This window comes from Pseudomonas sp. FW300-N2A2 (assembly GCF_017351735.1).
Lineage (GTDB): Bacteria > Pseudomonadota > Gammaproteobacteria > Pseudomonadales > Pseudomonadaceae > Aquipseudomonas > Aquipseudomonas migulae.
Genome location: NZ_JACNDU010000003.1, coordinates 38,698 through 63,464, shown reverse-complemented (window position 1 = coordinate 63,464; position 24,767 = coordinate 38,698). Strand labels below are relative to the sequence as shown.

General features: G+C 58.9%; 20 protein-coding genes, 1 tRNA gene and 1 pseudogene. 7 read left to right on the top strand and 15 right to left on the bottom strand.

The window, feature by feature from the left end:
• Nucleotides 1-259: 259 nt before the first annotated feature.
• Nucleotides 260-721 carry an Lrp/AsnC family transcriptional regulator gene (locus J4E42_RS05920; RefSeq protein ID WP_008027020.1) on the bottom strand — a complete coding sequence of 154 codons (462 nt, stop codon included), beginning with the start codon at nucleotides 719-721 and terminating at the stop codon, nucleotides 260-262.
• A 174-nt stretch (nucleotides 722-895) separates the two neighbouring features.
• On the opposite strand from J4E42_RS05920, the gene J4E42_RS05915 reads away from it, so the two are divergent.
• Entirely contained in the window at nucleotides 896-3,250 is a 2,355-nt protein-coding gene (locus J4E42_RS05915; protein WP_207284812.1) for a glucose/quinate/shikimate family membrane-bound PQQ-dependent dehydrogenase, read from the top strand.
• Nucleotides 3,251-3,395: 145 nt separating this feature from the next.
• Nucleotides 3,396-4,043 (top strand): peptidase M41, encoded by a 648-nt coding sequence (locus J4E42_RS05910; RefSeq protein WP_207284811.1) that lies wholly within the window; start codon nucleotides 3,396-3,398, stop codon nucleotides 4,041-4,043.
• A 69-nt stretch (nucleotides 4,044-4,112) separates the two neighbouring features.
• On the opposite strand, the pseudogene J4E42_RS05905 reads toward J4E42_RS05910, so the two are convergent.
• Nucleotides 4,113-4,253, bottom strand: a pseudogene (locus tag J4E42_RS05905) (DUF3077 domain-containing protein); the annotation flags it as partial.
• A 166-nt stretch (nucleotides 4,254-4,419) separates the two neighbouring features.
• Between J4E42_RS05905 and J4E42_RS05900 the strand changes: the two are divergent.
• Nucleotides 4,420-4,785, top strand: a complete 366-nt coding sequence (locus J4E42_RS05900; RefSeq protein WP_207284810.1) for a type II toxin-antitoxin system RelE/ParE family toxin — start codon at nucleotides 4,420-4,422, stop codon at nucleotides 4,783-4,785.
• On the top strand, nucleotides 4,778-5,083 hold the full coding sequence (locus J4E42_RS05895; RefSeq protein ID WP_008027032.1) for an XRE family transcriptional regulator: 306 nt from the start codon (nucleotides 4,778-4,780) through the stop codon (nucleotides 5,081-5,083). Before J4E42_RS05900 ends, J4E42_RS05895 begins: the two co-directional genes overlap by 8 nt.
• 78 nt (nucleotides 5,084-5,161) lie before the next feature.
• Here the strand turns inward: J4E42_RS05895 and J4E42_RS05890 are convergent.
• The 5 genes from J4E42_RS05890 to rpsU all read right to left on the bottom strand — a co-directional run bounded on the left by J4E42_RS05890 (nucleotide 5,162) and on the right by rpsU (nucleotide 13,714).
• Nucleotides 5,162-5,238 (bottom strand) — tRNA-Ile (locus J4E42_RS05890).
• Between the two features lie 15 nt (nucleotides 5,239-5,253).
• Entirely contained in the window at nucleotides 5,254-9,000 is a 3,747-nt protein-coding gene (locus J4E42_RS05885) for a bifunctional diguanylate cyclase/phosphodiesterase (RefSeq protein WP_008027034.1), read from the bottom strand.
• A gap of 122 nt (nucleotides 9,001-9,122) precedes the next feature.
• A complete protein-coding gene (gene rpoD / locus J4E42_RS05880; protein ID WP_008027035.1) occupies nucleotides 9,123-10,970 on the bottom strand; it encodes an RNA polymerase sigma factor RpoD in 1,848 nt (615 codons plus the stop codon).
• A 67-nt stretch (nucleotides 10,971-11,037) separates the two neighbouring features.
• Nucleotides 11,038-13,017: a DNA primase gene (gene dnaG, locus J4E42_RS05875; RefSeq protein ID WP_008027037.1), complete on the bottom strand. Its 1,980-nt coding sequence runs from the start codon at nucleotides 13,015-13,017 to the stop codon at nucleotides 11,038-11,040.
• Nucleotides 13,018-13,498: 481 nt separating this feature from the next.
• Nucleotides 13,499-13,714 (bottom strand): 30S ribosomal protein S21, encoded by a 216-nt coding sequence (rpsU, locus tag J4E42_RS05870; RefSeq protein WP_002551877.1) that lies wholly within the window; start codon nucleotides 13,712-13,714, stop codon nucleotides 13,499-13,501.
• A 199-nt stretch (nucleotides 13,715-13,913) separates the two neighbouring features.
• Between rpsU and tsaD the strand changes: the two genes are divergently transcribed.
• On the top strand, nucleotides 13,914-14,939 hold the full coding sequence (gene tsaD / locus J4E42_RS05865) for a tRNA (adenosine(37)-N6)-threonylcarbamoyltransferase complex transferase subunit TsaD (RefSeq protein WP_207284809.1): 1,026 nt from the start codon (nucleotides 13,914-13,916) through the stop codon (nucleotides 14,937-14,939).
• 23 nt (nucleotides 14,940-14,962) lie between these two features.
• Here tsaD and plsY read toward each other — a convergent pair whose 3' ends face one another.
• Nucleotides 14,963-15,532 carry a glycerol-3-phosphate 1-O-acyltransferase PlsY gene (gene plsY, locus J4E42_RS05860; RefSeq protein ID WP_008027042.1) on the bottom strand — a complete coding sequence of 190 codons (570 nt, stop codon included), beginning with the start codon at nucleotides 15,530-15,532 and terminating at the stop codon, nucleotides 14,963-14,965.
• Between the two features lie 74 nt (nucleotides 15,533-15,606).
• Between plsY and folB the strand changes: the two genes are divergently transcribed.
• Nucleotides 15,607-15,963, top strand: a complete 357-nt coding sequence (gene folB, locus J4E42_RS05855) for a dihydroneopterin aldolase (protein WP_008027044.1) — start codon at nucleotides 15,607-15,609, stop codon at nucleotides 15,961-15,963.
• Nucleotides 15,954-16,472: a 2-amino-4-hydroxy-6-hydroxymethyldihydropteridine diphosphokinase gene (folK, locus tag J4E42_RS05850; protein ID WP_207284808.1), complete on the top strand. Its 519-nt coding sequence runs from the start codon at nucleotides 15,954-15,956 to the stop codon at nucleotides 16,470-16,472. Before folB ends, folK begins: the two co-directional genes overlap by 10 nt.
• Before the next feature lie 82 nt (nucleotides 16,473-16,554).
• Here folK and J4E42_RS05845 read toward each other — a convergent pair whose 3' ends face one another.
• From J4E42_RS05845 to apaG, 7 genes are all read right to left on the bottom strand, one after another.
• Nucleotides 16,555-17,784, bottom strand: coding sequence for a multifunctional CCA addition/repair protein (locus tag J4E42_RS05845; protein ID WP_008035953.1), 1,230 nt, complete (start codon nucleotides 17,782-17,784; stop codon nucleotides 16,555-16,557).
• A 63-nt stretch (nucleotides 17,785-17,847) separates the two neighbouring features.
• Complete coding sequence (locus J4E42_RS05840; RefSeq protein WP_008027050.1) at nucleotides 17,848-19,410, bottom strand: SpoVR family protein; 1,563 nt, start codon at nucleotides 19,408-19,410, stop codon at nucleotides 17,848-17,850.
• The gene (locus J4E42_RS05835; protein WP_008035961.1) at nucleotides 19,407-20,678 is read right to left on the bottom strand and encodes a YeaH/YhbH family protein; all 1,272 of its coding nucleotides are present in this window, start codon (nucleotides 20,676-20,678) and stop codon (nucleotides 19,407-19,409) included. The genes J4E42_RS05840 and J4E42_RS05835 overlap by 4 nt, the downstream gene beginning before the upstream one ends.
• A gap of 204 nt (nucleotides 20,679-20,882) precedes the next feature.
• The gene (locus J4E42_RS05830) at nucleotides 20,883-22,805 is read right to left on the bottom strand and encodes a PrkA family serine protein kinase (protein WP_008027052.1); all 1,923 of its coding nucleotides are present in this window, start codon (nucleotides 22,803-22,805) and stop codon (nucleotides 20,883-20,885) included.
• Nucleotides 22,806-23,101: 296 nt separating this feature from the next.
• Nucleotides 23,102-23,431: a thiosulfate sulfurtransferase GlpE gene (gene glpE / locus J4E42_RS05825; RefSeq protein WP_207284807.1), complete on the bottom strand. Its 330-nt coding sequence runs from the start codon at nucleotides 23,429-23,431 to the stop codon at nucleotides 23,102-23,104.
• 33 nt (nucleotides 23,432-23,464) lie between these two features.
• On the bottom strand, nucleotides 23,465-24,349 hold the full coding sequence (locus J4E42_RS05820) for a symmetrical bis(5'-nucleosyl)-tetraphosphatase (protein WP_207284806.1): 885 nt from the start codon (nucleotides 24,347-24,349) through the stop codon (nucleotides 23,465-23,467).
• The gene (gene apaG / locus J4E42_RS05815; protein WP_008027059.1) at nucleotides 24,349-24,729 is read right to left on the bottom strand and encodes a Co2+/Mg2+ efflux protein ApaG; all 381 of its coding nucleotides are present in this window, start codon (nucleotides 24,727-24,729) and stop codon (nucleotides 24,349-24,351) included. The genes J4E42_RS05820 and apaG overlap by 1 nt, the downstream gene beginning before the upstream one ends.
• Nucleotides 24,730-24,767 lie beyond the last annotated feature (38 nt).

The following is a 24,767-nucleotide window of genomic DNA, read 5'->3' as shown; positions in this document are numbered from 1 at the left end:
GACCTTGCTGGCGACCGGACGCGGGGTGCGCGTCTGAGTATAGGAAAAGATGGCAGCCATTCTAGAGAGCGTAGAACACGTTAATAAGACGCAATGTGTCGTCGTTTTGCTAATTAATTGAACAAAGTGACGAGCTATTACTACACACCGTCCAGTGTGGGAGCGAGCCTGCTCGCGATGACGGAGTGTCAGTCGACATTGATAGTGATGGGTAAATCGATTCGCCGGCAAGCCGGTCTCGCTCCCACCTTGGTCGGCGTTAAACCGGCTGGCCGCGATCTATCTTGCTGCTGAGAATGATCGACGTGGTCGTCTTCTCCACCCCGTCCACACTTCCGATCTGATCCAGCAACTGATCCAGTTGCTCCGGCGAATCAGTGCGCAACCAGGCCACATAATCAAATTCGCCACTCACCGCACACAACTGCTGAACCTGAGCCATCGCACTCAAGCGCCGCAACACTTCCTTGCCAGAGCGCGGTTGCACCGTGATCCCGACGTACGCCTGCAATCCGCCGTCCACCACACGCTGGCCCAAGCGCACGCCGTAACCGGTGATGACCCTGGCCTTTTCCAGGCGCGACAGCCGCGACGTTACAGTGGTGCGGGCGATGCCCAATTGCCGGGCGAGCATGGCCACGCTTTCACGGGCATTGATTTGCAGGGCCGCGATCAATTGGCGGTCGATTTCGTCAAGAACGGGCGGGCGAGTGTCAGGCAATGGTCGTCTCCAGCAACACAAATCAATGGCTCAACATGTTACAGCACCGCTCGCATACCGGATGTTTGATCTAGCCTCAGTACCGTTCATGCCATTTTTACCTGCGACAATTTGCCATAAGTAACTAGGTAGTACATTATTCCGCGCTTGTCACAAATGGGGAAAATTACCGACATGAATAATTCTGGGGCTGCCGGCGGCGGCAAATGGTTGCTGTCGGGGCTGGGTGTCCTGATTGCGTTGATCGGACTCGGCCTGGCCGGTGGCGGCGGTTATCTGGTCTCGCTGGGCGGCAGCTGGTATTTCCTGCTGATGGGCCTGGCGATGCTGGTGTCCGGGCTGATGATCGCCCGTCGCAAGCCGCAAGGTGCGTGGCTGTATGGCGTGGCGCTGATGCTTACCGCGATCTGGGCCGTATGGGACACCGGTTTCGAATACTGGCCACTGGTCTCGCGCGTGCTGACCTTCGCCGTGATCGGCGTGGTCGTTGCGCTGATCTATCCGACGCTGGTCCGTGCTTCAGGCGCGACTGCCGGCCGTGGCGCTTATGGCCTCGCCGGTATCCTGGGCGTCGGCGTTGTCGCAACGATGGCCTACATGTTCGTGCCGACCCATGTGGTCAAGGCCAGCATTGAACCGGCTGTTACGCCGGTTGCTCCGGGTACCGAACAGAAAGACTGGGCCCATTGGGGCAACACCACCGCTGGCAACCGCTTTGCCGCGCTGGACCAGATCAACAAAGGCAACATCGACAAGTTGCAGGTGGCGTGGACCTTCCGCACCGGCGACATCCCGCAAAGCACCGGCGCTGGCGCTGAAGACCAGAACACCCCGCTGCAAATCGGCGACACGGTCTACACCTGCACCGCTTACGGCAAAGTCTTCGCGCTGGACGTCGACACCGGCGCCCAACGCTGGAAGTTCGACCCGCAAGGTACTGCGCCAAACTGGCAGCGTTGCCGTGGCTTGGGTTACTCCGAAACCCCTGCGTCTTCGGACATCCAGCCGACTGCCTGTACGAAACGTCTGTTTCTGCCGACCGGCGATGCCCGTCTGATCGCGATCAATGCCGAGACCGGCAAGCCGTGTGAAGAGTTTGGCAACAAAGGCACGGTCGATCTGACCACCGACATGGGTGAAGTGAAGCCCGGTTACTACCAGCAAACCTCGACCCCGCTGGTCGCAGGTGACGTGGTAATCGTCGGTGGCCGTGTGGCCGATAACTACTCCACCGGCGAGCCGCCAGGTGTGGTCCGCGCTTACGATGTACGCAGCGGTGAACTGGTGTGGGCGTGGGATCCGGGCAATCCGAACACCACCAAACGTCCACCGGCTGGTGAGACCTACACCCGTGGCACACCAAACGTCTGGTCGGCCATGTCCTACGACGCCAAACTCGGTCTGGTCTACTTGCCCACCGGCAACGCCACGCCAGACTTCTTCGGCGGCCAACGCACGGCATTCGATGACAAGTGGAGCTCGTCCATCGTCGCCATCGACGTGAAGACCGGTCAGGTGCGCTGGCACTTCCAGACCACCCATCACGACCTGTGGGACTTCGACCTGCCGGCCCAACCGTTGCTGTACGATGTGCCGGACGACAAGGGCGGCCTGCAGCCAGCCTTGGCGCAAGTCACCAAACAAGGCGAGATCTTCCTGCTCAACCGCGAAACCGGCGTGCCAATCGCGCGCGTCGAAGAGCGCCCGGTTCCGCAAGGTAGTGTGCCCGGCGAACGCTATTCGCCCACCCAGCCGTTCTCGGTGGACATGCCGTCCATCGGCAACAAGACCCTGACCGAAGCCGACATGTGGGGCGCCACGCCGTTTGACCAGTTGATGTGCCGCATCCAGTTCAAAGGCATGCGCCACGAAGGCGTCTACACCCCACCGGGCATGGACCGCGCGCTGCAATTCCCGGGCTCGTTGGGCGGCATGAACTGGGGCAGCGTCTCGGTAGATCCAAACACGAACTACATGTTCGTCAACGACATGCGCCTGGGCCTGGCCAACTACATGATCCCGCGCAACAAGATCGCCGCCGGGGCCAGCGGTATCGAAATGGGCGTCGTGCCACAGGAAGGCACACCGTTCGGGGCGATGCGCGAACGCTTCCTCTCGGCGGTGGGCATTCCGTGCCAGAAGCCGCCGTTCGGCACGATGTCCGCCATCGACCTCAAGACCCACAAACTGATGTGGCAAGTCCCGGTCGGCACCGTGCAAGACACCGGCCCGCTGGGTATCCGCATGCATTTGCAGATACCGATTGGCATGCCGACCCTCGGTGCTTCCCTGGCCACCCAGTCCGGCCTGTTGTTCTTCGCCGGCACCCAGGATTTCTACCTGCGGGCGTTCGATACGGGTAACGGGAATGAGATCTGGAAGTCGCGTTTGCCGGTGGGTAGCCAGTCGGGTCCGATGACGTATGTTTCGCCGAAAACCGGTAAGCAGTACATCCTGCTGACGGTGGGCGGTGCGCGTCAGTCAACGGATCGTGGGGATTACGTGATTGCGTATGCCTTGCCTGAGTAAAGGCTGAATCGCACGTACGAAAAAGCCGCGCGATTGCGCGGCTTTTTTTTGTTGAGCGAACCGACCCGAAGCCAGCAACGCACAGGATGGACAGCAATCGCCACTCGTAGTCGAATACTAAGTCGAGGGATGCAAGGAGACGGAGATGACGAAGCAGATGCCTTCAGCCATACGCGATCGTGCGTTGCAGATTGCCCATCACGAAATGGGCCACTACGTCGTGGCCCGCGCATTGGGGTTTGCAACCGGCGGCGTGACCCTGTCCGTGACCATGGACTTGCGGCATCAAGGAGGCGCTGCCATTACCCTGGCGCGCCCGATTTCATCGATGGAAGCAATGAAAGCGCACGTGGAAGCCCGAATAATGGTCCTGATGGCTGGCGCCATGGGGCAGACATTGTCTTCGACACATCGGTCCGGGAATCGCGTCGACAAGACGAAAGCCGTCAGCATCCTGAAAGGTGCGCTGGGGGCGGAACAGGATTATGCAAAAGTAAAAGAGCTTCAGCATTTGCTGCGCAACATCACCTGTCCCGATACGGACCCCACGTCATCTGACCGTATTGCGGCTGAGCTTCAAGCGATGACTGATCGCATGTGGGGCCGGACTCAAGCAATCGTCGAGGACCTGGCGGACACGATTACCGAATTGGGGCGCGTGTTGGTCGACGGCATGGTCATCGTGGAGCAGTGGGGCAGGGCGGCGGATACGTATGAGGTGGTGTTTACGCGTGAAATGCTTGAGCGGTTGCGGCCAGTGCAGGCCATTCCATCGTTGGGTGTTTGGGCGTAAGACAACGCGCCACCGATCATCCTGTGAAAGCCCCGAATTCTCGGGGCTCATTCCACGGTCAATTGGCCGCTATTTTTCGGACTTCGTATTGGCGCGATCAGGTCCGCGCTCCAGCACCTTCATCACATCATCGACCACGGCTTTGCTCATCGACGTCAGGTAATGCGCGGCCCAAGCGTGGCGGTCGGTGTCTTTGGCGTAGGCGTCATCCGATATTGCGCCACCTGAAGTAAACAAAACCAAACGCCAGAAGCCGAACACCCACATCCCGCTCGAAACCGCCCTTAACAATTGCATTGGCAACCAAGGTGGCCGCACGGTCGCTAATGCCTAAAGTTATTCCCTTGAGATCATATTCCTTGGGTGGCATATTGGTATGGGTTGGGAAATTGAATACACCGATGAATTTGAACACTGGTGGGAGAGGTTGGACGCGAAAGAGCAGTCCTCGGTGTCAGCCAGCGTCGATCTGCTTGGGTTACTCGGCCCGGGCCTGCGTTTCCCACATACCAGCGACATTAAAGGTTCACGACTGGGCAACCTCCGAGAGTTGCGGGTCCAGCATGCCGGTCGTCCCATTCGCGTGCTTTATGCGTTTGATCCACGCCGATGCGCGTTACTTTTAATCGGAGGGGATAAAACCGGGCAAAACCGTTGGTATGACGAGCATGTCCCGCTGGCTGAAAAACTGTATGACGACCATTTGGAAACATTGCGTAAAGAGGGCCGCAACGATGGCTAAAAAATTTGCTGAACTTCAAGCTCGTATGACGCCAGAGTCTCGCGCAAACGCAGAGCGGTTGTTCCAGCAGCACCTGAAGGAAATGCCCCTGCACGAGCTGCGTAAGGCCCAGGAGTTGAGCCAGGAAACACTGGCCAAGATGCTGCATGTCAATCAAGCGGCGATTTCCAGGATGGAACGACGTACAGACATGTACATCAGCACGCTGCGCAACTACATACGCGCAATGGGGGGCGAGCTGGAAATCATCGCGACCTTTCCTGAGGGACAGGTAAAGATCGAAAATTTCGCGAACTGAGCGAATTAAAAAATCAGCACTGCAAAAAGCACCCGCACAGACACGAAAAAGCCGCGCATTAAGCGCGGCTTTTTTGTTTGGTGGGCCCACACGGACTTGAACCGTGGACCAAAGGATTATGAGTCCTCTGCTCTAACCAACTGAGCTATAGGCCCTCAGTAGGCCGCGGATTATAGCGACGGTTTCTCGGCTGTGCTATCCGAAAAATCCGATACGGCTATACGAAGAAACGTCGCGGCGAATTCGTCCGCCCGCAACGGCAAGCTGACGATGTAGCCCTGAATCTGTTCGCAGCCTTCTTCGGCGAGAAATAGTTGCTGCGCCAGAGTCTCGACACCTTCGGCTATCACGGTGAATTGCATGCTGCGGCCCAGCGCGATGATGGCGCGAACGATTGCCGCATCGTGGGGATCATCCGGCAGGCCGCGGACGAAAGACTGGTCGATCTTGAGAATATCCAGCGGCAGGCGTTTGAGGTAGCTCAGGGAGGAATAGCCGGTGCCGAAGTCGTCGATGGCCAGTTGCACACCCAGGTGTTTGAGTTGATGCAGCACCGCCAGCGCTTCCTCGGCCTGGCTCATGATGAAGTTCTCGGTAATTTCCAGTTGCAATAACCCAGGCTGAAGGCCGTTGTCCTTGAGCAGTTGTTCTATCCGGCCGAGCAGGTTGGGTTGACGCAGTTGTGCGCCTGCGAGGTTGACCGACAGCGGGCCGAGGCATTCATAGGTCTGATTCCATTCGTACATCTGCCGACACGCGGTCTCGAGCACCCAGTCGCCGATTTGCAGGATCATCCCGTTCTCTTCGGCCAGCGGAATGAAGTGCTCTGGCGGCACGGCGCCGAAGGTCGGGTGATGCCAGCGGATCAGCGCTTCGGCGCCGACAAGGCGATGGTCCTCCAGGCTGATTTTGGGCTGGTAACACAGGGACAGCTCATTGCGCTCGATGGCACGGCGCAGCTCGTGCTCCAGTGCGACGCGCTCGCTGGCCTGGGCGGTCAGGTCGCGGGTATAGCTTTCGACCCGGTTGCGGCCCTTGGCCTTGGAGCGATACATCGCTGCGTCGGCGTTTTTGACCAGCGTGGCGACGTCACAGCCGTCTTTGGGATACAGGCTGGTGCCGATGCTGGCGCTGATGAAGAACTCATGCTCGCCCGCCTGGAATGGCGCGCTGAAGCAGTTGAGCAACTTGGTTGCGATATTGTCAGCGTCGGTGGATTGCTGCAGGCCTGGCAGCAGGATGATGAACTCGTCGCCGCCCAGCCGCGCCACGGTGTCGATATCGCGCAACTGCTCCTTCAGACGCACGGCGATGCCCTTGAGCAGCAGGTCGCCGACCGGGTGGCCGAGGCTGTCGTTGATGTGTTTGAAGCGGTCCAGGTCGAGGAACAACACCGCGCCCTGGCCGCCGTTTTCCTGCTGGTTGTTGAGCGCGGTCAGCAGCCGGCTTTCGAACAGTGTGCGGTTGGGCAGGCCGGTGAGCGGGTCGTGGTGCGCCTGATAATCGAGTTTGGCTTGCGCGTGCTTCAGGCTGGAAATGTCCGCAAACACGGCAACAAAGTGGGTGATGAACTTGTCGCGGTTGCGCACGGCGCTGATGGTCAGCCAGCTCGGGTACAACTCGCCGTTTTTGCGCCGGTTGGAAATCTCGCCCTGCCAATGGCCTTCGGCGGTCAGTTGATGCCACATGGCGGCGTAGAAGGCGCTGTCATGCAGGCCTGAGGCAAGCAGGCGCGGGGTGTGGCCCAGTGCTTCGCTTTCGCTGTAGCCGGTAATTTCGGTAAACGCGCGGTTGACCGCGCTGATGTGTTGCTGCGTGTCGGTGATCAAAACCCCCTCGGCGGTGCTCTCGAACACCGTCGCGGCTTGTTGCAGTTTTTCCTGCATCAGGTGTCGCTCGGTGATGTCCCGGGCGATGGTCAGCATGCAGTCTTCATCGCCGATCGGCAGCGGTCGGCTGGACACCTCGCAGAGGCGGATCTGCCCGTCGCTGCGGCGGATATGGCAACTGAAGTCACGGACGAAACCATCCCGGTGCAGCAGGTCGAGCATCTGTTTGCGTTCGTTGAGGTTGACCCAGATCCCCAGTTCTAGCGCCGAACGATCCACCGACATCGCACTGTTGAAACCGGTAATGCGGCTGAAGCCTTCGTTGACCTCCAGCAGCAAGCCATCGCTTTGCCGGGACAGCAGCAAACCGTCGGGGGACGCGTGGAAGGCTTTGGCGAATTTCTCTTCGGACGTTTGCAGCTGTTGCTGGGTTTCCTTGAGCTTACTGATATCGCGCACAACCACCACCAACGCCGGGGTCGTGTCGAGGTCGAAAGGTTCGGCGGAGATCAGGCCGGTAAACACTTGGCCATTGCTGCGGCGAAAGGGCATCTCCAGGTTACGGATGCTGCCGGCCTGCAAGCGTTGCAACAGACCTGGCCCAACGCCGGGTATGCCCCAGATGTTCAGGTCGGTGGCGGTCTGACCGATGACTTCCTCGGCTTTGAGGCCAATCTGCTCCTCGAACGCTTCGTTGACCTCCAGCAGGCAGCCATCCGACAACCGCGCAATGACCAGAATGTCCGGGCATTGCTGGAACACCGAGGCAAACTTCTGCTCCGACAGGCGCAATGCCTCTTCGGTGCGCTTGGTTTCGCTGATGTCGATCATCAGCCCGCGCATCACCGGCTCATGACCGTGCTCGATCAGGCTGACGATGTCGCGCACCCACAGGCAACGGCCGTCGGCGGTGATGACCCGGTAGTCGAGGCTGTGATCGCGCCCGGCCAGGACTTCGTGATCGCAGAAGGTCTGGGCGCGGGTCAGGTCGGCGGGGTGGATGATGTTGCGCCAGAACCCCGGAATCAGCCAATGGGACAGGGGATAACCAAGCAATTCTTCGGCGTGGGGCGACACATAGCTGTAGGTGAAATCGGTGATCCGCGCTTCCCAGGCAATGGCCGAAAGGCTCTCCACCAGCCCGCGATAATGGTATTCGCTGCTGCGCAGTTCCTGTTCCAGATCGACGCGGCGGGAGATTTCCGAACTCAGTCGGCGATTGATCCGGATGACCACCGCCAGCACGGTGATCAGCAACAGCAACCCCGGCAGGCCGTAAACGATCAGATCGGACCAAAAGGTTCGATGATCGAGGACGTTACCGACCCAATGTTCCTGGATGGCGCTGATTTCTGCCGGTGTCATGTCTGCCAGGACTTTGTCGAGGATGCCGACCAGAATCTTCTTGTTCTGAGGCACGCCCATGGCCAGTTGATAGCGATAGGGTGTCTCGCCGCTGACATAGAGCCCATCGAGCTTGAGTTGGCGCAGGCTCCAGACGCTGGAAGCGAGATCGCCGACCACCGCGTCCACTTCATCGGTCGCCAGTGCCTGCAAGGCCGAACTGACATTGGGCATGCCCACCAGATTCAGGTCAGGGTGGTGAGTGCGCAGCAGTTCATGAGGCGCGTAGTTTTCCACCACGGCGATTTTCAGGCCGTACAACTCTTCAAGCTTGTGCGGTTGAGCGCCTCCGACGTGGGCAAGGATGACGATCGGAAAGTCGAGGTAGGGGCGCGTAAACGCCAGGTATTTCTGACGCTCCGGGGTCGACATGATGCCCGGCAACAGGTCCAGTTTCGCTTGTTTGGCCTGCTCAAGCACAGCCGTCCAGCTCACAGGCTCGATGGGCGTGAGCTTGATGGCCAGGCGTTGGCGAATCAGGTCGATGTAATCCGCCGCAAGGCCCTGATAGCGGCCCTGATCGTCACGAAACTCAAAGGGTGGCCATGACGCATCGACACCCAAGCGTAAGTCAGGGTGGGCCGTCAACCAGCTACGTTCTTCGTCGGTCAGAGTCAGCGCGCCAGCCGTTGCGGTCCAGGTCATCAGCGACAGCAAAAAAAGCACGGTCGGCAGTCTGGGCATAACGGTCTCGTTATGGCTCGGGGGAATGTTTCGAGTGTAGACGGGCAATTCGGCGGGAGGGAAGTGCGGGGGATTTAATCTGCATAAAGCAAAACCCCCGGCCTGGGCCGGGGGTTTTGTGATCACTCGTCGAGGAAGGAGCGCAGATGCTCGCTTCTCGTCGGGTGGCGCAGCTTGCGCAGCGCCTTGGCTTCGATCTGACGAATCCGTTCACGGGTCACGTCGAACTGCTTACCAACCTCTTCAAGCGTGTGGTCGGTATTCATGTCGATACCGAAGCGCATGCGCAGAACCTTGGCTTCACGGGCAGTGAGGCCGGACAGGACTTCGCGAGTCGCTTCTTTAAGGCTCTCAACGGTAGCAACATCGATTGGCGACTGCATGGTCGAGTCTTCGATGAAGTCACCCAGATGGGAGTCTTCGTCATCACCGATCGGGGTTTCCATGGAGATCGGCTCTTTAGCGATCTTCAATACCTTGCGGATCTTGTCCTCAGGCATTTCCATGCGTTCGCCCAGCTCTTCCGGGGTCGGTTCGCGACCCATTTCCTGCAACATCTGCCGGGAAATACGGTTGAGCTTGTTGATCGTCTCGATCATGTGCACCGGAATACGGATGGTGCGGGCCTGGTCGGCGATCGAGCGAGTGATCGCCTGACGGATCCACCAGGTGGCATAAGTCGAGAATTTGTAGCCGCGGCGGTATTCGAACTTGTCTACCGCTTTCATCAAACCGATGTTGCCTTCCTGGATCAGATCGAGGAATTGCAGGCCACGGTTGGTGTACTTCTTGGCGATGGAGATCACCAGACGCAAGTTCGCTTCGACCATCTCTTTCTTCGCGCGGCGGGCCTTGGCCTCACCGATCGACATGCGACGGTTGATGTCCTTGATCTCGGCGATCGTCAAACCTGTTTCGGTTTCCAGCGCGGTCAGCTTCTGCTGGCAACGAATGATGTCCGGCTGCAGGCGACCAATGGCTTCAGCATATTTGCTTTTGCCTTTGGCCAGAGCGTCGCTCCAGCTTTCGTCAACTTCATTGCCCGGGAACTGGCGCAGGAAGTCGGCACGCGGCATACGGGCATCACGCACGCACAATTGCATGATCGCGCGCTCTTGCTGACGCAGACGATCCAGGGCGCTGCGAACACGCTCGACCAGGCCTTCGAATTGCTTCGGCACCAGTTTGATCGGCATGAACAGCTCAGCCAGGGCCAACAGTTCAGCGATAGCTGCCTTGTTGTTGCGACCGTGCTTTTTCAGAGCCTTGCGGGTGATTTCCATCTGATCAGCGACAGCGCCAAAACGCTGTGCGGCGATGATCGGATCCGGACCGCTTTCGGCTTCTTCTTCGTCATCCGAAGCTTCGGCGTCATCGTCGTCGGTATCGTCGTCCGCTTTCACGGCTTTCGGATCGACTGGCGGCGGCACTTCTGCAGCAGGCGGCGCAATGCCGTCGTCCGGGTCGATATAACCGCTCAGGACGTCGGACAGGCGGCCACCTTCGGTGGTGACGCGAGTGTATTCGGAGAGAATATGGTCAACCGTGCCAGGGAAGTGCGCGATTGCGCCCATCACTTCGCGGATGCCTTCTTCAATACGTTTGGCGATTTCGATTTCGCCTTCACGTGTCAGGAGCTCTACCGTACCCATTTCGCGCATGTACATGCGCACCGGGTCGGTGGTGCGACCGATGTCGGTTTCGACCGCTGCCAACGCTGCTGCTGCCTCTTCGGCCGCGGCTTCGTCGGTATCGGCGTCGGCCAGCATAAGGGAATCCTTATCTGGCGCAACCTCGAATACGTTGATCCCCATGTCATTGATCATGCGGATGATGTCTTCCACCTGTTCCGGATCTGAAATATCCTCCGGCAGGTGGTCGTTGACCTCCGCGTAAGTCAGGTAGCCCTGCTCACGACCAAGTGTGATCAACTCTTTGATACGAGACTGCTGTTGCGCTTTTCCGGACATAACACCCTATCCACTGAAGGTCTTGGCGGGCAAAAAACAAGCCGAGGATTATACCTGAGCTATGACCTCACGCGCCAGTTGAGGTCGGGTTTGGTACAGTCATATTGCGTTTTAATAGGTCGCGCATCTGATTTGCGATCTGATTTGCTTCCTCTGCGGTCAATCCCGGCTGTCTTGCTTTTCTGATAAGTGCTTCCAGGCTATCGGTGTGTTGACCGGCTGATAGCCTAGTAATGGTGTCTAAAAACTGTTGTTCAAGGTTGCCGCCTTCAATCAGCCATTCCTTTTCCGCCAATGCTTTGAGAAGACGTCCCTGCTCCGTCCCGTGCCAGCGGGCCATTAACTGAATTGAGTTTAGCTTAGGATTTTTTTGCACGGCCTCGATAAGGGCCACCAGCAATTGCGCGTAGGTGTTGCTCTCATTGGCGAAGTGATCGGCGGTTTCTACCCTGCCAGCCAGTTCCGGATGATGAATGAGCGTGCGAAGCGCAATCAGGGTCGGGGCTTCCACGGCAATCGGTGTGCGCGGGGCGCTTTGTTGATCGCGATCACCGCCACGCTTGCCATTTTTATCCCACGGTTTCTTGTCCCATTTCTTGCCGCCGGCGCCGGGTTTCTTCGGTGTCCATTCCTGCTGCGGCACGTACATCTCTTGTGCCTGCGGCTGATGGTAATCGCCGTAATCCGGCATCGCGTCGTAATCGATGCCCGGATCGTAAGCGGGCGGCGCGTCCTGAGGTGCGCTTTGCACCAGCTGGGTCACCGCTTCGCCACTGAGCCCGGTAATTTCGGACAGGCGCTTGCGCATGAGGATCCGCAGGTTCGCGCCCGGAACCTTGTCGATCAGCGGCGCCGCGAGGGTGGCCATGTGGGCCTTGCCTTCGAGCGAGCGCGGGTCCGATTCCTCGGTCAGTTGCTGAAAGAAGTAGTCTGCCAATGGCTGCGCGTGCTGGTTGATCCGCGCGCGGAAAGCATCGGTGCCTTCAGAGCGGACCAGCGTATCCGGGTCTTCGCCCTCGGGTAGAAACAGAAAGCGCGCCCGTCGCCCGTCTTGCAGGCAGGGCAGGGTGGCTTCCAGTGCTCGCCATGCGGCGTTGCGGCCAGCCTGGTCGCCGTCGAAGCAGAACAAAACGTTGGGCACGACGCGAAACAGACGCTTCAAGTGCTCTTCGCTGGTGGCGGTGCCAAGTGTGGCGACGGCGTTGCGCAGGCCTTGCTGGGCGAGGGCGATGACGTCCATGTAGCCTTCGACGACGATGATTTCGTCGAGGTTGCGGTTGTTTTTGCGTGCTTCATAAAGGCCGTAGAGTTCCTGGCCTTTATGGAATACCGGGGTTTCCGGTGAGTTCAGGTATTTCGGTTTGTCATCGCCCAATACCCGGCCACCGAAAGCGATGATGCGCCCGCGGCTGTCGCGGATCGGAAACATCACGCGATCGCGAAAGCGGTCATAACGCTTGCCGGTTTCGGCGTTTTCGATCAGCAGGCCGGCATCGACCATGGCTTTCTGTTGCAGGGTGTCACTGCTCAAGTGCTTGAACAGGTTGTCCCAGCCGGGCGGAGCGAAGCCGAGGCCGAAGTCCCGGGCGATCTCGCCCGTCAACCCGCGACCCTTCAAGTAATCCACCGCGGCTTTGCGCGACGGATGGCTTTTCAGTGCCTGGCGATAGAAATCGGCGGCGGCAGTGAGCAGCGGGTACAGCGGCGAGTCGGTTGGCTGCCGCGGTTTGTGCGGCCGGCCGCTTTCTTCGCGGGGGATTTCCATGCCGGCGGCTTTGGCCAGTTCTTCGACAGCCTGGATGAAGTCCAGGTTGTCGTGGTCCATCATGAAGCCGAGGGCGTTACCGCCAGCACCGCAGCCGAAGCAGTAATAGAACTGCTTGTCGGGGCTGACGCTGAAAGAAGGGGTTTTTTCTTTGTGGAACGGGCAGCAGGCAGTGTAGTTCTTGCCGGCCTTTTTCAGTTGCAGGCGCGAGCTGACCACATCGACGATGTCGGTGCGGTTCAGAAGGTCGTCAATGAAGCTCTGGGGAATTAGCCCGGCCATGGCGGTCTCGTCATCTGCGCTGAAATGGACCCAAAACGAAGGGCCGGCGAACGCGGGTCATTGCTTGAGGCGCGCAAAGTGTGCGGCTCGACCAGTGTCGTCTGCGTAATCGCTGTCGGGAAGTGTATCTGCCGAAAATCCACTGACGTTAATACCAATCAGTATTCGACTATTTGAAAGTGTTTCGCTGAATCCGCTGCGGCCAGTCGATGGCCTCGGATAGCTCATAAGCGGGCACGCAAGAAGGTGCCTTGGGCTGATCGTCGTGAGAGGAATCAGTGGGTGTGCTCGTCAGTAGCCTTGGAAGGCTCGTCAGAAAAGACGTGCACCGCTGGCAAAAGAGCCAGGTCTGACGCTGTGAAGCAGGTTTGTCTCGGTCGCGTCTGCGGCTTTGACGGTGAAGCATCAAGCGTTGTCCGCAAATGCCATTAGCCCGGCTGAGGGCCGGGCTTGGCAGAAGCTTGCTACGAACGTCTGTGTATTAGTACAGACGAACGGCGCGGCGCTGTTCGCGCTGAACTTTCTTGGCGTGACGCTTAACAGCGGCTGCTGCTTTGCGCTTACGCTCAGAAGTTGGCTTCTCGTAAAATTCGCGGCTACGAACTTCAGCCAGTACACCGGCTTTTTCGCAGGAGCGCTTGAAACGACGCAGAGCTACGTCGAAGGGTTCGTTCTCTTTTACTTTGACGGCTGGCATCCAGAGCTACCTTCATTCATTACCGGGGTCAACATCCTCGCGGCAAAAGAGCACTTGAAGACGTCGGTTTTTAAGGGTTGCGGATGTTAACCCCTCATCGCTCGGAATGCAAAGCCTCTGATCGAAAACCGCTAGTCGGGGCATCACATGGCGACTATTATGCGCGCCTTCGAATTCAGCCTAAACAAGGCGCAAACCCATGCTAGTACTGGGATTAGAAACCTCCTGCGACGAAACCGGTGTCGCATTATATGACAGTGAACGCGGCTTGCTGGCCGACGCGCTGTTCAGCCAGATCGACCTGCATCGCGCCTATGGTGGCGTGGTGCCGGAGCTGGCTTCGCGTGACCACGTCAAACGCATGCTGCCCTTGATTCGTCAGGTGTTGGCCGAGGCGGGCTGCGTGCCCACCGAGATCGACGCGATCGCCTACACCGCGGGTCCGGGGCTGGTCGGGGCGCTGCTGGTCGGTGCTTCCTGCGCTCAGGCGCTGGCCTTTGCCTGGGGCATTCCGGCGCTCGGCGTGCACCACATGGAAGGCCATTTGCTGGCGCCGATGCTGGAGTCGCAACCGCCGGAATTCCCGTTCGTCGCTTTGTTGGTGTCGGGCGGTCATACGCAGCTGGTTCAGGTCGACGGGATCGGTCAATACACGCTCTTGGGCGAAACCCTCGACGATGCTGCCGGTGAAGCCTTCGACAAGACCGCGAAGATGATGGGGCTGAATTATCCGGGCGGTCCGGAAATCGCTCGTCTGGCGGAGCAAGGCGTTGCAGGACGTTTCACTTTTCCGCGTCCGATGTGCGACCGCCCGGGCCTGGCTTTCAGCTTCAGTGGCCTGAAAACCTTCGCCCTCAACACCTGGCAGCAGAGCGTCAGCGCCGGGGACGACAGCGAGCAAGCCCGTTGCGACATCGCGCTGGCGTTCCAGCAGGCCGTGGTGGAGACTTTGACCATCAAGTGCAAGCGCGCCCTGAAACAGGCGGGCATGAAGTGTCTGGTCATCGCAGGGGGCGTCAGCGCCAACAAGGCGCTGCGCTCTTCACTGGAAAAAATGCTCGGAGACATGAAGGGCGACGTGTTTTACGCCCGTCCGGAGTTCTGCACCGACAACGGCGCAATGATTGCGTTTGCCGGCTGCCAGCGCTTGCAGGCCGGTCAGCACGAAAGTCTGGCGATCAGCGTGCAGGCACGCTGGCCGATGGAGCAATTGTCGGGGCTGTGATGAGCGGCGCTCACGTCCGGTATTTAAAAATGCCGTTCGCGCCCGGCAAACAGGTCGCGTAGATTGCCCCGATGACGCCAGACGATCATGCCCGTGAGCGCGCTCATGGGCAGCAAGGCCGCCGGTTCCTGCCAGGCCAGCAGCGGCAGGGTCAGCGGTGTGGCGATCAGCGCGGCGAGTGAGCTGGTGCGGGTCAGGTAGAACGTCAGCAGCCAGGCACAGACCGCCAGCAGGGCTGCTGGCGGGTAAAGCCCCAGTAACATGCCGGCAGCAGTGGCGACACCTTTGCCACCGCGAAAGCGAAAATACAGCGGGAACAGGTGACCGATGACGGCACAAACGCCGATCCAGGCCTGTTCTTGCAGCGAAAGACCCGCAACACCGGCGATCAGCACCGGCAACAGCCCTTTGCAGAGGTCGCCGATCAAGGTCAGGATGGCGAGTTTCTTGCCGGCCAGACGCAACATGTTGGTGGCACCGGCATTGCCCGAGCCACTCATTCGCGGATCGGGGTTACCGGTCAGGCGGCTGAGCAAAATGGCGAAGGACAGAGAGCCGAGCAGGTAGGCGAGAGTCGCCAGTAACCAAAACATGCTAACTATTCCGGGCGAGGACGCCCTGATTCTAACGGCGCATTGCGCCCTTGTCGTGCAGCGGAGAAAAGTGCTTGGACAGAGTGTTTATCGAGGGCCTGGAAGTCGACACCGTGATCGGTGCCTACGACTGGGAGCGAGGCATCCGACAGTGCTTGCGTCTTGATCTGAGCTTCGCCTGGGACAATCGCCCGGCCGCGGCGGGTGATGACCTGACCCTGGCGCTCGATTACGCGAGCGTTTCGTCGCGCATCCAGGCCTTTGCCGAGCAAGCGCAGTTCCAGTTGGTCGAGACCTTTGCCGAGCGCCTGGTTGAAGTGCTGATGAGCGAGTTCAACATTACCTGGATGCGTCTCAAACTGACCAAGCCAGGTGCCGTCCCGGCGGCTACCGGTGGTGTGGGCGTGGAGATCGAGCGCGGATGTCGCTGACTCAGGTGTACCTCGGGCTCGGTAGCAATATCGAGCGCGAAACCCATTTGCAGGCTGGCCTGGAAGCCCTGGCGGGTTTTCTGGTGGATATAAGATGCTCGGCGGTGTTTGAAAGCCAGCCGGTGGGGATCAAGAGCGGGCCGTTCTTCAATTTCGTGGTCTCGGCTTACACCGATTTGCCACTGATAGAGCTGGACCGCCGACTGAAATTCATCGAGGCAGACAACGGCCGCTATGCACCGGACCGCAAGGGTTTGCCACTGGATATCGACGTGTTGTTGTTCGGTGATCTGGTGGGCAACTTCGACGGATTGATTCTGCCGCGGGCAGAGATCCTGAAAAATGCCTTCGTATTGTGGCCGTTGTCGCTCATTGCGCCGGATCGTGTGCATCCGGGTGTAGGCAAAAGCTTTGCGACGTTGTGGGGCGAAGCGCAGATTGATCAGGTGTTGGCGCCGGTGGCGTTTGAATGGCGTGGGGAGCCGTTGACTCCATTGCATCTCCTGTGAAGCTGATGACGCCATCGCGAGCAGGCTCGCTCCCACAAGGGTTGCGCTAAACCTGTGGGAGCGAGCCTGCTCGCGATGCTTTTCAGGCAGACGCCCCGTCTTTGTAGGCTTTCAAGGCCTTGAGCCGCTCACGCTTGATCGCCTCTCCCAATTCAGGCCCCTTGAATCCCTTCTCCAGCAGCGGTTGTACCGCCACGCTGCGGGCTGCATTCGCCGCCCCGCGCAAATAATCCGCCTGTGGATAACTTCTCTGCTCCAGCCCTTTGCGCCCGCGCGCGTCCATTTCACACGCCGCAATAAACTCCTCAAACCGCTGCGGACGACGATAGACGTCAAAACTTTGCAGCAGCTCCAGCAGCGTCGAGGGCTTTAGCTCCAGGGCGCGATGGCCATGGGTGTGATATTGCCCCACCAGCAAAGCCAGTTCCTGGCAGTCCTTCGGTGCCTTGAAGCGTTCATTGACCGCTTTGATCAGCTTCAGGCCGGTGTGTTCGTGGGCGATGTGCCGCGGCCAGTCTTCTTTCGGCGTCAGTCCTTTGCCCAGGTCATGCAGCAGGCAAGCCCAGCGCACAGTCAGTGGTTGTTTGTGCAACGCTGATTGCTCAAGCACGCTCAAGGTGTGTACGCCCGTGTCGATTTCCGGGTGATGAGCTTCCGGTTGCGGTACGCCGAACAGGGCATCGACTTCTGGCATCAGCACCTTGAGAGCGCCGCACTCGCGCAGCACTTCGATAAATACCTGCGGTTGATCTTCCAGCAGTGCGCGGGAAATTTCTTTCCAGCTACGTTCGGCGGTCAATGCCTCCAGTTCGCCCGACTCGCTGAGTTGGCGCATCAGCTCCAGCGTTTCCGGTGCGACGGTGAAGCCCAACTCCGCATAACGAGCGGCAAAGCGCGCAACGCGCAGAACACGGAGCGGATCTTCGGCGAATGCGGGGGAAACGTGACGCAGAACGCGAGCTTCGAGATCGCGTTGGCCATGGTACGGGTCGGTCAAATTCTGTTGATCGTCTTCAGCCATGGCGTTGATCGTCAGGTCGCGACGAATCAGGTCTTCTTCGAGGGTGACTTCAGGGCTGGCGTGAAAGGTAAAGCCGCCGTAACCGCGTCCGCTTTTGCGTTCAGTCCGGGCGAGGGCATATTCCTCACCACTTTTTGGATGAAGAAACACCGGGAAGTCCGCGCCCACCGGGCGATAGCCCTTGGCGAGCATTTCTTCGGTGGTGGCGCCGACCACGACCCAGTCGATATCGGTGACAGGTTTGCCCAGCAGGCGATCGCGTACCGCACCGCCGACTTTATAAATCCGCATAAAAAACCTCCGTTAGCCCGACAGAATAACCGTTGCGTCGAGCTTGCGGAGGCACGAACAGGATCAAAGATGAATGACGGCCAGGTCCAGCCGGCCGTATTCGCCTTCGCTGTGCTCGCTTCTGGGCGGTACGTGGTGGGTTTTCATCACCTGATCCCCTTGCAGGGTTTCCAGGTGAATGTCGAAGCCCCAGAGGCGGTGCAAGTGTTTAAGCACTTCCTCGGTGGACTCGCCCAGCGGTTTGCGGTCGTGTTGCTGGTGACGCAGGGTCAGGGAGCGGTCTCCGCGGCGGTCGATGCTGTAGATCTGGATGTTGGGTTCGCGATTGCCCAGGTTGTACTGCGCGGCCAGGGTTTCCCGGATGGTGCGGTAGCCATCTTCGTCGTGGATGGCCGGTACCAGCAGGTCGTCCTTCTGATCATCATCGAGAATGCTGAACAATTTCAGGTCGCGGATCACCTTCGGCGACAGGTACTGCAGGATGAAGCTTTCATCCTTGAAGCTGCTCATGGCGAACTTGATGGTGGATAGCCAGTCGGTGCCGGCGATTTCCGGGAACCAGCGATAATCTTCCTCGGTGGGGGTTTCACACATACGCCGGATATCACGGTACATGGCAAAGCCCAGGGTGTAGGGGTTTATTCCGTTGTAGTACGGGCTGTCGAAGCCCGGCTGGAAGACCACGCTGGTGTGGGACGTCAGGAACTCCATCATGAAGCCGTCGGTGACCAGGCCTTCGTCGTACAGGTCGTTCATCAGGGTGTAATGCCAGAACGTGGCCCAGCCTTCGTTCATCACCTGAGTCTGGCGTTGCGGGTAAAAATACTGGGCGATCTTACGCACGATCCGCACGATCTCCCGCTGCCAGGGCTCCAGCAGCGGCGCGTGTTTTTCGATGAAATACAGGATGTTTTCCTGCGGTTCGGCGGGGAAGCGTGCGTTGTCCCGGTCGCTGTACTTGTCCGCGCCTTTCGGAATGGTGCGCCACAGATCGTTGATCTGTTTCTGCAAATGCTCCTCCCGGTCCTTTTGCCGACGACGTTCTTCCTCGGCGGAAATCGGGTAAGGGCGTTTGTAGCGGTCAACCCCGTAATTCATCAACGCATGGCAGGAGTCCAGCAGGTCCTCGACCGCGTCGATGCCGTGGCGCTCTTCGCACTGCATGATGTACTGCTTGGCGAACACCAGGTAATCGATGATCGAGCTGGCGTCGGTCCAGGTGCGAAACAGGTAGTTGCCCTTGAAGAAGCTGTTGTGCCCGTAGCAGGCGTGAGCCACCACCAGCGCTTGCATGCAGATGGTGTTTTCTTCCATCAGGTAGGCGATGCAGGGGTCCGAGTTGATCACGATTTCGTAGGCCAGCCCCATCTGCCCGCGAGTGTAGGATTTTTCGGTGCTGAGGAAGTGTTTGCCGTACGACCAATGGTGATAACCCAGCGGCATACCGACGGAGGCATACGCGTCCATCATCTGCTCGGCCGTGATCACTTCGATCTGGTTGGGGTAGGTGTCGAGCGCATAACGAGCCGCGATACGACTGATTTCGCGGTCGTAGGCCTGGATCAGCTCGAACGTCCATTCGGAGCCGGTGGAAATGGGTTGGCGCTTCTGCTCTTTGGCGGTCATGTCACTAACCTGCGCTGGAAGAGTTCACGGAAGACCGGATAGATATCCCCGGCCGAGACCAGTTGTTGCTGGGCAAAGGTGTCTGAAAAGGCTTCGGCGATGCGCTCGTACTCGAACCACAGGGCCTGATGTTCGCGCGGGGTGATCTCAACGTAAGTGTAGTACTGCACGAACGGCATGATCTGGTTGATCAGAATGTCGCGGCAGATCGGCGAGTCGTCATTCCAGTTATCGCCGTCGGAAGCCTGGGCGGCGTAGATGTTCCACTCGTTGCTCGGATAGCGTTCGGCCATGATCTCCTGCATCAGTTTCAACGCGCTGGAAACGATGGTGCCGCCGGTTTCGCGGGAATAGAAGAATTCTTCCTCATCCACTTCCCGGGCACTGGTGTGGTGGCGGATGAAAACTACGTCAATCTTGTCGTAATTACGTTTGAGGAACAGGTACAGCAGGATAAAGAAACGCTTGGCGATGTCCTTGGTCGCCTGGGTCATGGAGCCGGACACGTCCATCAGGCAGAACATCACCGCCTTCGAACTGGGGTTGGGTTGCTTGACCAGCAGGTTGTACTTGAGGTCGAAGGTGTCGAGGAACGGTATGCGATGAATGCGCGCACTGAGTTTTTCTATTTCCGCCTCGATTTCCTGAATATCGCCGAAGTTGTCCGGTTCTTCCTGCCTGAGTCGCAGCAATTCCTCTTTGGCTTCGCGCAGTTTCGCCCGGCTGCTGCCGGACAGGGCGATTCGTCGGGCGTGGGCCGAGCGCAAGGTGCGGATGATGTTGATCCGCGACGGGTTGCCTTCGTTGCTGATGCCTGCACGAACGGTTTTGAAGGTATCGGTGCCGGTCAGGTTGCGCTTGACCAGATTGGGCAGTTCCAGGTCCTCGAACATGAACTCGAGGAACTCTTCCTGGGTGATCTGGAAGACGAACTCGTCCATGCCTTCACCCGAGTTGCCAGCCTTGCCGGGCCCTCTGCCGCCGCCACCTCCGGGCGGACGGGCGATGTGTTCGCCGCTGGTGAACTCTTTGTTGCCGGGATGCACGACGGTCTGTTTGCCCCCGCGACCGTGGTGAAGCACCGGCTCGTCGATGTCGCGGCCGGGAATGCTGATCTGTTCGCCGTGTTCCATGTCGGTGATGGAGCGCCGGCTGACCGCCTCTTCGACAGCCTTTTTGATGTGATCACGGTAACGCCGCAGAAACCGCTGACGGTTCACCGTGCTCTTGTTCTTGCCATTGAGACGTCGGTCGATCACATAGCTCATGACTGCTCCTTAGAAGCTGTCCTGAAAGGGGCGAGCGGTGATGCAGCATCGGACCGAAGGCCAAGGGATATTCAACGCTCCCCCAAGCGCTTTGGATGCTGCCTGAACTCGCTACCGACTTTCGAACACCTTCCAGAGGCCTGTGTAACAGAAAATGCGTACACAGGCCTCTGGCTGACGACAACCGGTCTGACCGGCAGCGGGTTATTGTGATTTTCTGACCCGCAGGTACCACTCGGACAGCAGTCGTACCTGTTTGTCGGTGTAGCCCCGCTCGACCATCCGTGTGACGAAGTCGTTGTGTTTCTGCTGGTCCTCTTTGCTCGCCTTGGCGTTGAAGCTGATGACGGGCAGGAGGTCCTCGGTGTTGGAGAACATTTTCTTCTCGATGACCACCCGCAGTTTTTCGTAGCTGAGCCAGGTCGGGTTTTTGCCGTTGTTGTTGGCACGGGCGCGCAGCACGAAGTTGACGATTTCGTTGCGGAAATCCTTCGGATTGCTGATGCCGGCCGGTTTTTCGATTTTCTCCAGTTCTTCGTTCAGCGCCACGCGATTGAGGATTTCGCCGGTTTCCGGGTCGCGGTATTCCTGGTCCTGGATCCAGAAGTCGGCGTACAACACGTAGCGATCGAAGATGTTCTGGCCGTACTCGCTGTACGACTCGAGGTAGGCGGTCTGGATTTCCTTGCCGATGAACTCGATGTAACGCGGTGCCAGGTACTCCTTGAGGAAGCGCAGGTAGCGTTCGCGGGTTTCAGCCTGGAATTGTTCCTGTTCGATCTGTTGTTCCAGCACGTAGAGCAAATGCACCGGGTTGGCGGCGATTTCGTGCGGATCGAAGTTGAAGACCTTCGACAGAATCTTGAACGCGAAACGGGTCGACAGACCGTTCATGCCTTCGTCGACACCGGCATTGTCGCGGTATTCCTGGATCGACTTGGCCTTCGGATCGGTGTCCTTGAGGTTTTCACCGTCGTAGACCCGCATCTTGGAGTAGATATTCGAGTTTTCCGGCTCCTTGAGGCGCGAAAGCACGGTGAACTGGGCGAGCATCTTCAGCGTGTCCGGTGCGCAGTGCGCCTTCGCCAGGGAGCTGTTGAACAAGAGCTTGTCGTAGATCTTCACTTCGTCGCTGACCCGCAGGCAGTACGGCACTTTGACGATGTAGATCCGGTCGATGAAGGCTTCGTTGTTCTTGTTGTTGCGGAAGGTGTGCCATTCCGATTCGTTGGAGTGGGCCAACAGGATCCCGGTAAACGGAATCGCCCCCAGACCTTCGGTGCTGTTGTAGTTGCCTTCCTGGGTGGCGGTCAGCAATGGGTGCAGCACCTTGATCGGTGCCTTGAACATTTCGACGAATTCCATCAGGCCCTGGTTGGCCCGGCACAGTGCGCCCGAGTAGCTGTAGGCGTCGGCGTCGTTTTGCGGGAATTCTTCCAGTTTGCGGATATCGACCTTGCCCACCAGTGCCGAGATGTCCTGGTTGTTTTCGTCTCCCGGCTCGGTTTTGGCCACGGCGATCTGGTTGAGGATCGACGGATAGAGCTTCACCACGCGGAACTGGCTGATGTCGCCGCCGAACTCGGCCAGACGTTTGGTGGCCCATGGCGACATGATGGTGTTGAGATAGCGCCGCGGAATGCCGAAGTCTTCTTCGAGGATCGCGCCATCTTCGGTGGCGTTGAACAGACCCAAAGGAGATTCGAAAACCGGCGAGCCTTTGATCGCGTAGAAAGGCACCTTCTCGATAAGCTGTTTCAGCTTCTCGGCCAGGGACGATTTACCGCCGCCGACGGGGCCGAGCAGATAGAGGATTTGTTTTTTCTCTTCCAGGCCCTGAGCGGCATGGCGGAAATACGAGACGATCTGGTCGATGCATTCTTCCATCCCGTGGAAGTCTTCAAAGGCCGGATAGCGGCGGATCACCTTGTTGGAAAAGATTCGCGAAAGCCTCGAGTTGGTCGAGGTGTCGAGCAGCTCCGGTTCTCCGATGGCCAGCAACAGACGCTCGGCGGCGGAAACGTAGGCGCTGCGGTCCTTTTTGCACAGCTCCAGGTACTCTTGCAGTGAGAGTTCTTCCTGGCGTGTGGACTCGAAGCGTTGTTGGAAGTGGCTAAAGATACTCATGACGTCACCTCGCTCGATACGTGGAGCCGACGCCGGATCAGTCAGTCGATGCTGGCAGCGACCGGATATGCAGTCGCTGTTTACCCCCCAGAACCCTTTCAAAGCGTACCGCCCCGAAAGCTACTCCCGATGACCCGCGCGCCGGTGTACCGGCTCTCCCCTGTTTTGGATGGCCTGCGCTTAAGGATAGTTGCTTATTCGGGAGGTAAAGGCGAGATACGTAATTAGTTGTGGCAGACCGTTCGTCTGCCACCGCGCGAGCCCGCGGCAGCCGGGGCTTGCACGTTACAAAAAAATTATTCAGAAGTGCCTTGCGCGGTTTCCGAAGGATAAGTCGTACGCCACAGCTCAAAACCGCCGTCCATGCTGTAGACATCGGAGAAGCCCTGGCTGATCAGGTAGGCCGCTGCGCCCTGGCTGGAATTGCCGTGATAGCAGACCACCACCGTCGGTGCGTCCAGGTCCGCGCCCTGAATGAAAGCATGCAGGGAATGGTTGTCCAGATGCTTCGAGCCGCTGATGTGCAGCGCGGCAAATGTTGCCGGGTCTCGAACATCGACCACCACTGCGCCTTGTTCGCGCAGGGCCTGGGCCTGATCTGGGGGGATACGTTTGAATTCGCTCATGGCGGGCTCCTGTGGCTCGGCTGAAAGCGCAGTCTAGCGCCGGGCGCTGGCTGGCGTTTGTTCGGAAATAGGGGAGGCGACTGACGGCAGGAAGGTGTGGCCATGCTCGTCGCATTTGCACTGCAGTCGCTCAAGGGTGTCGACGTTCATCAAGGTCATCGACCCGCCCCAGACGCAACCGGTGTCGAGGGCGAAAATGCCCGGTTCGTTGCACTGGCCTTCGAGCGCTGCCCAGTGGCCGAAGATGATCTTCACGTCCCTGGTCTTGCGCTCCTTGTAAGTGAACCACGGCGCATAACCTGGCGGCGCGGTGTCGACGCCTTCCTTGCCCTTGAGGTCGAGTTTGCCTTCGCTGGTGCAGAAACGCATGCGGGTGAAATAGTTGGTGATCACACGCAGGCGGGTTACGCCTTTGAGATCGCTGTCCCATTTCAGCGGTTCGTTGCCGTACATGCCGTCGAGGTAAGGCGCGAAGCGATTGTCGTCGCGCAGGGCCTCTTCGACTTCGGCGGCGCACTTCAGGGCTTTGCGCAGCGACCATTGCGGGGGGATGCCGGCGTGGACCAGGGCGATGTTGCGCTGCTCGTCGTAATGCATGAGCTTTTGCTGGCGCACCCATTCCAGCAGTTCCACACGATCCGGTGCTTCGAGAATCTCGCGCAGGGTGTCGGCTTTCTTCAGGCGTTCGATGTTATGCCCGGCGGCCAGCAGATGAAGATCGTGGTTGCCGAGCACGCACACCAGTGATTCGCGAATGCTATAGAGGAAGCGCAAGGTTTCCAGCGACTGCGGGCCACGGTTGACCAGATCGCCCACCAGCCACAGTTTGTCCTGGGCAGGGTCGAAGGCGACTTGCTTGAGCAGGCATTTCAACGGTTCGAGGCAACCTTGCAGGTCGCCAACGGCGTACGTCGCCATCAGTGCAGGGCTCCGGGCACCGCCAGGCGGAATGGAGCGATGATGGCGTCGAAGTGTTTGCCGTCTTCGGCAATCATTTGATAGCTGCCTTGCATGTTGCCGACCTTGGTCGTCATCACCGTGCCGCTGCTATAGGTATGGCTCTCGCCTGCCTTGATCAACGGCTGCTGGCCAACCACGCCGGCACCGCGAACCTCCTCGACATGCCCGTCACCATCGGTGATCACCCAGTGCCGAGACAACAGCTTGGCCGGTAATTCGCCATTGTTGTGCACGGTGATGGTGTAAGCGAAGGCAAAGCGGTTTTGCTCGGGTTGCGATTGTTCTGCCAGATAGCGGGTGACGACGCTGACGTCGACCTGATAACGAGGATCGGACATTCAAGAGGCCTTAAAAACGAAGCGGGACGCGGGGCGTA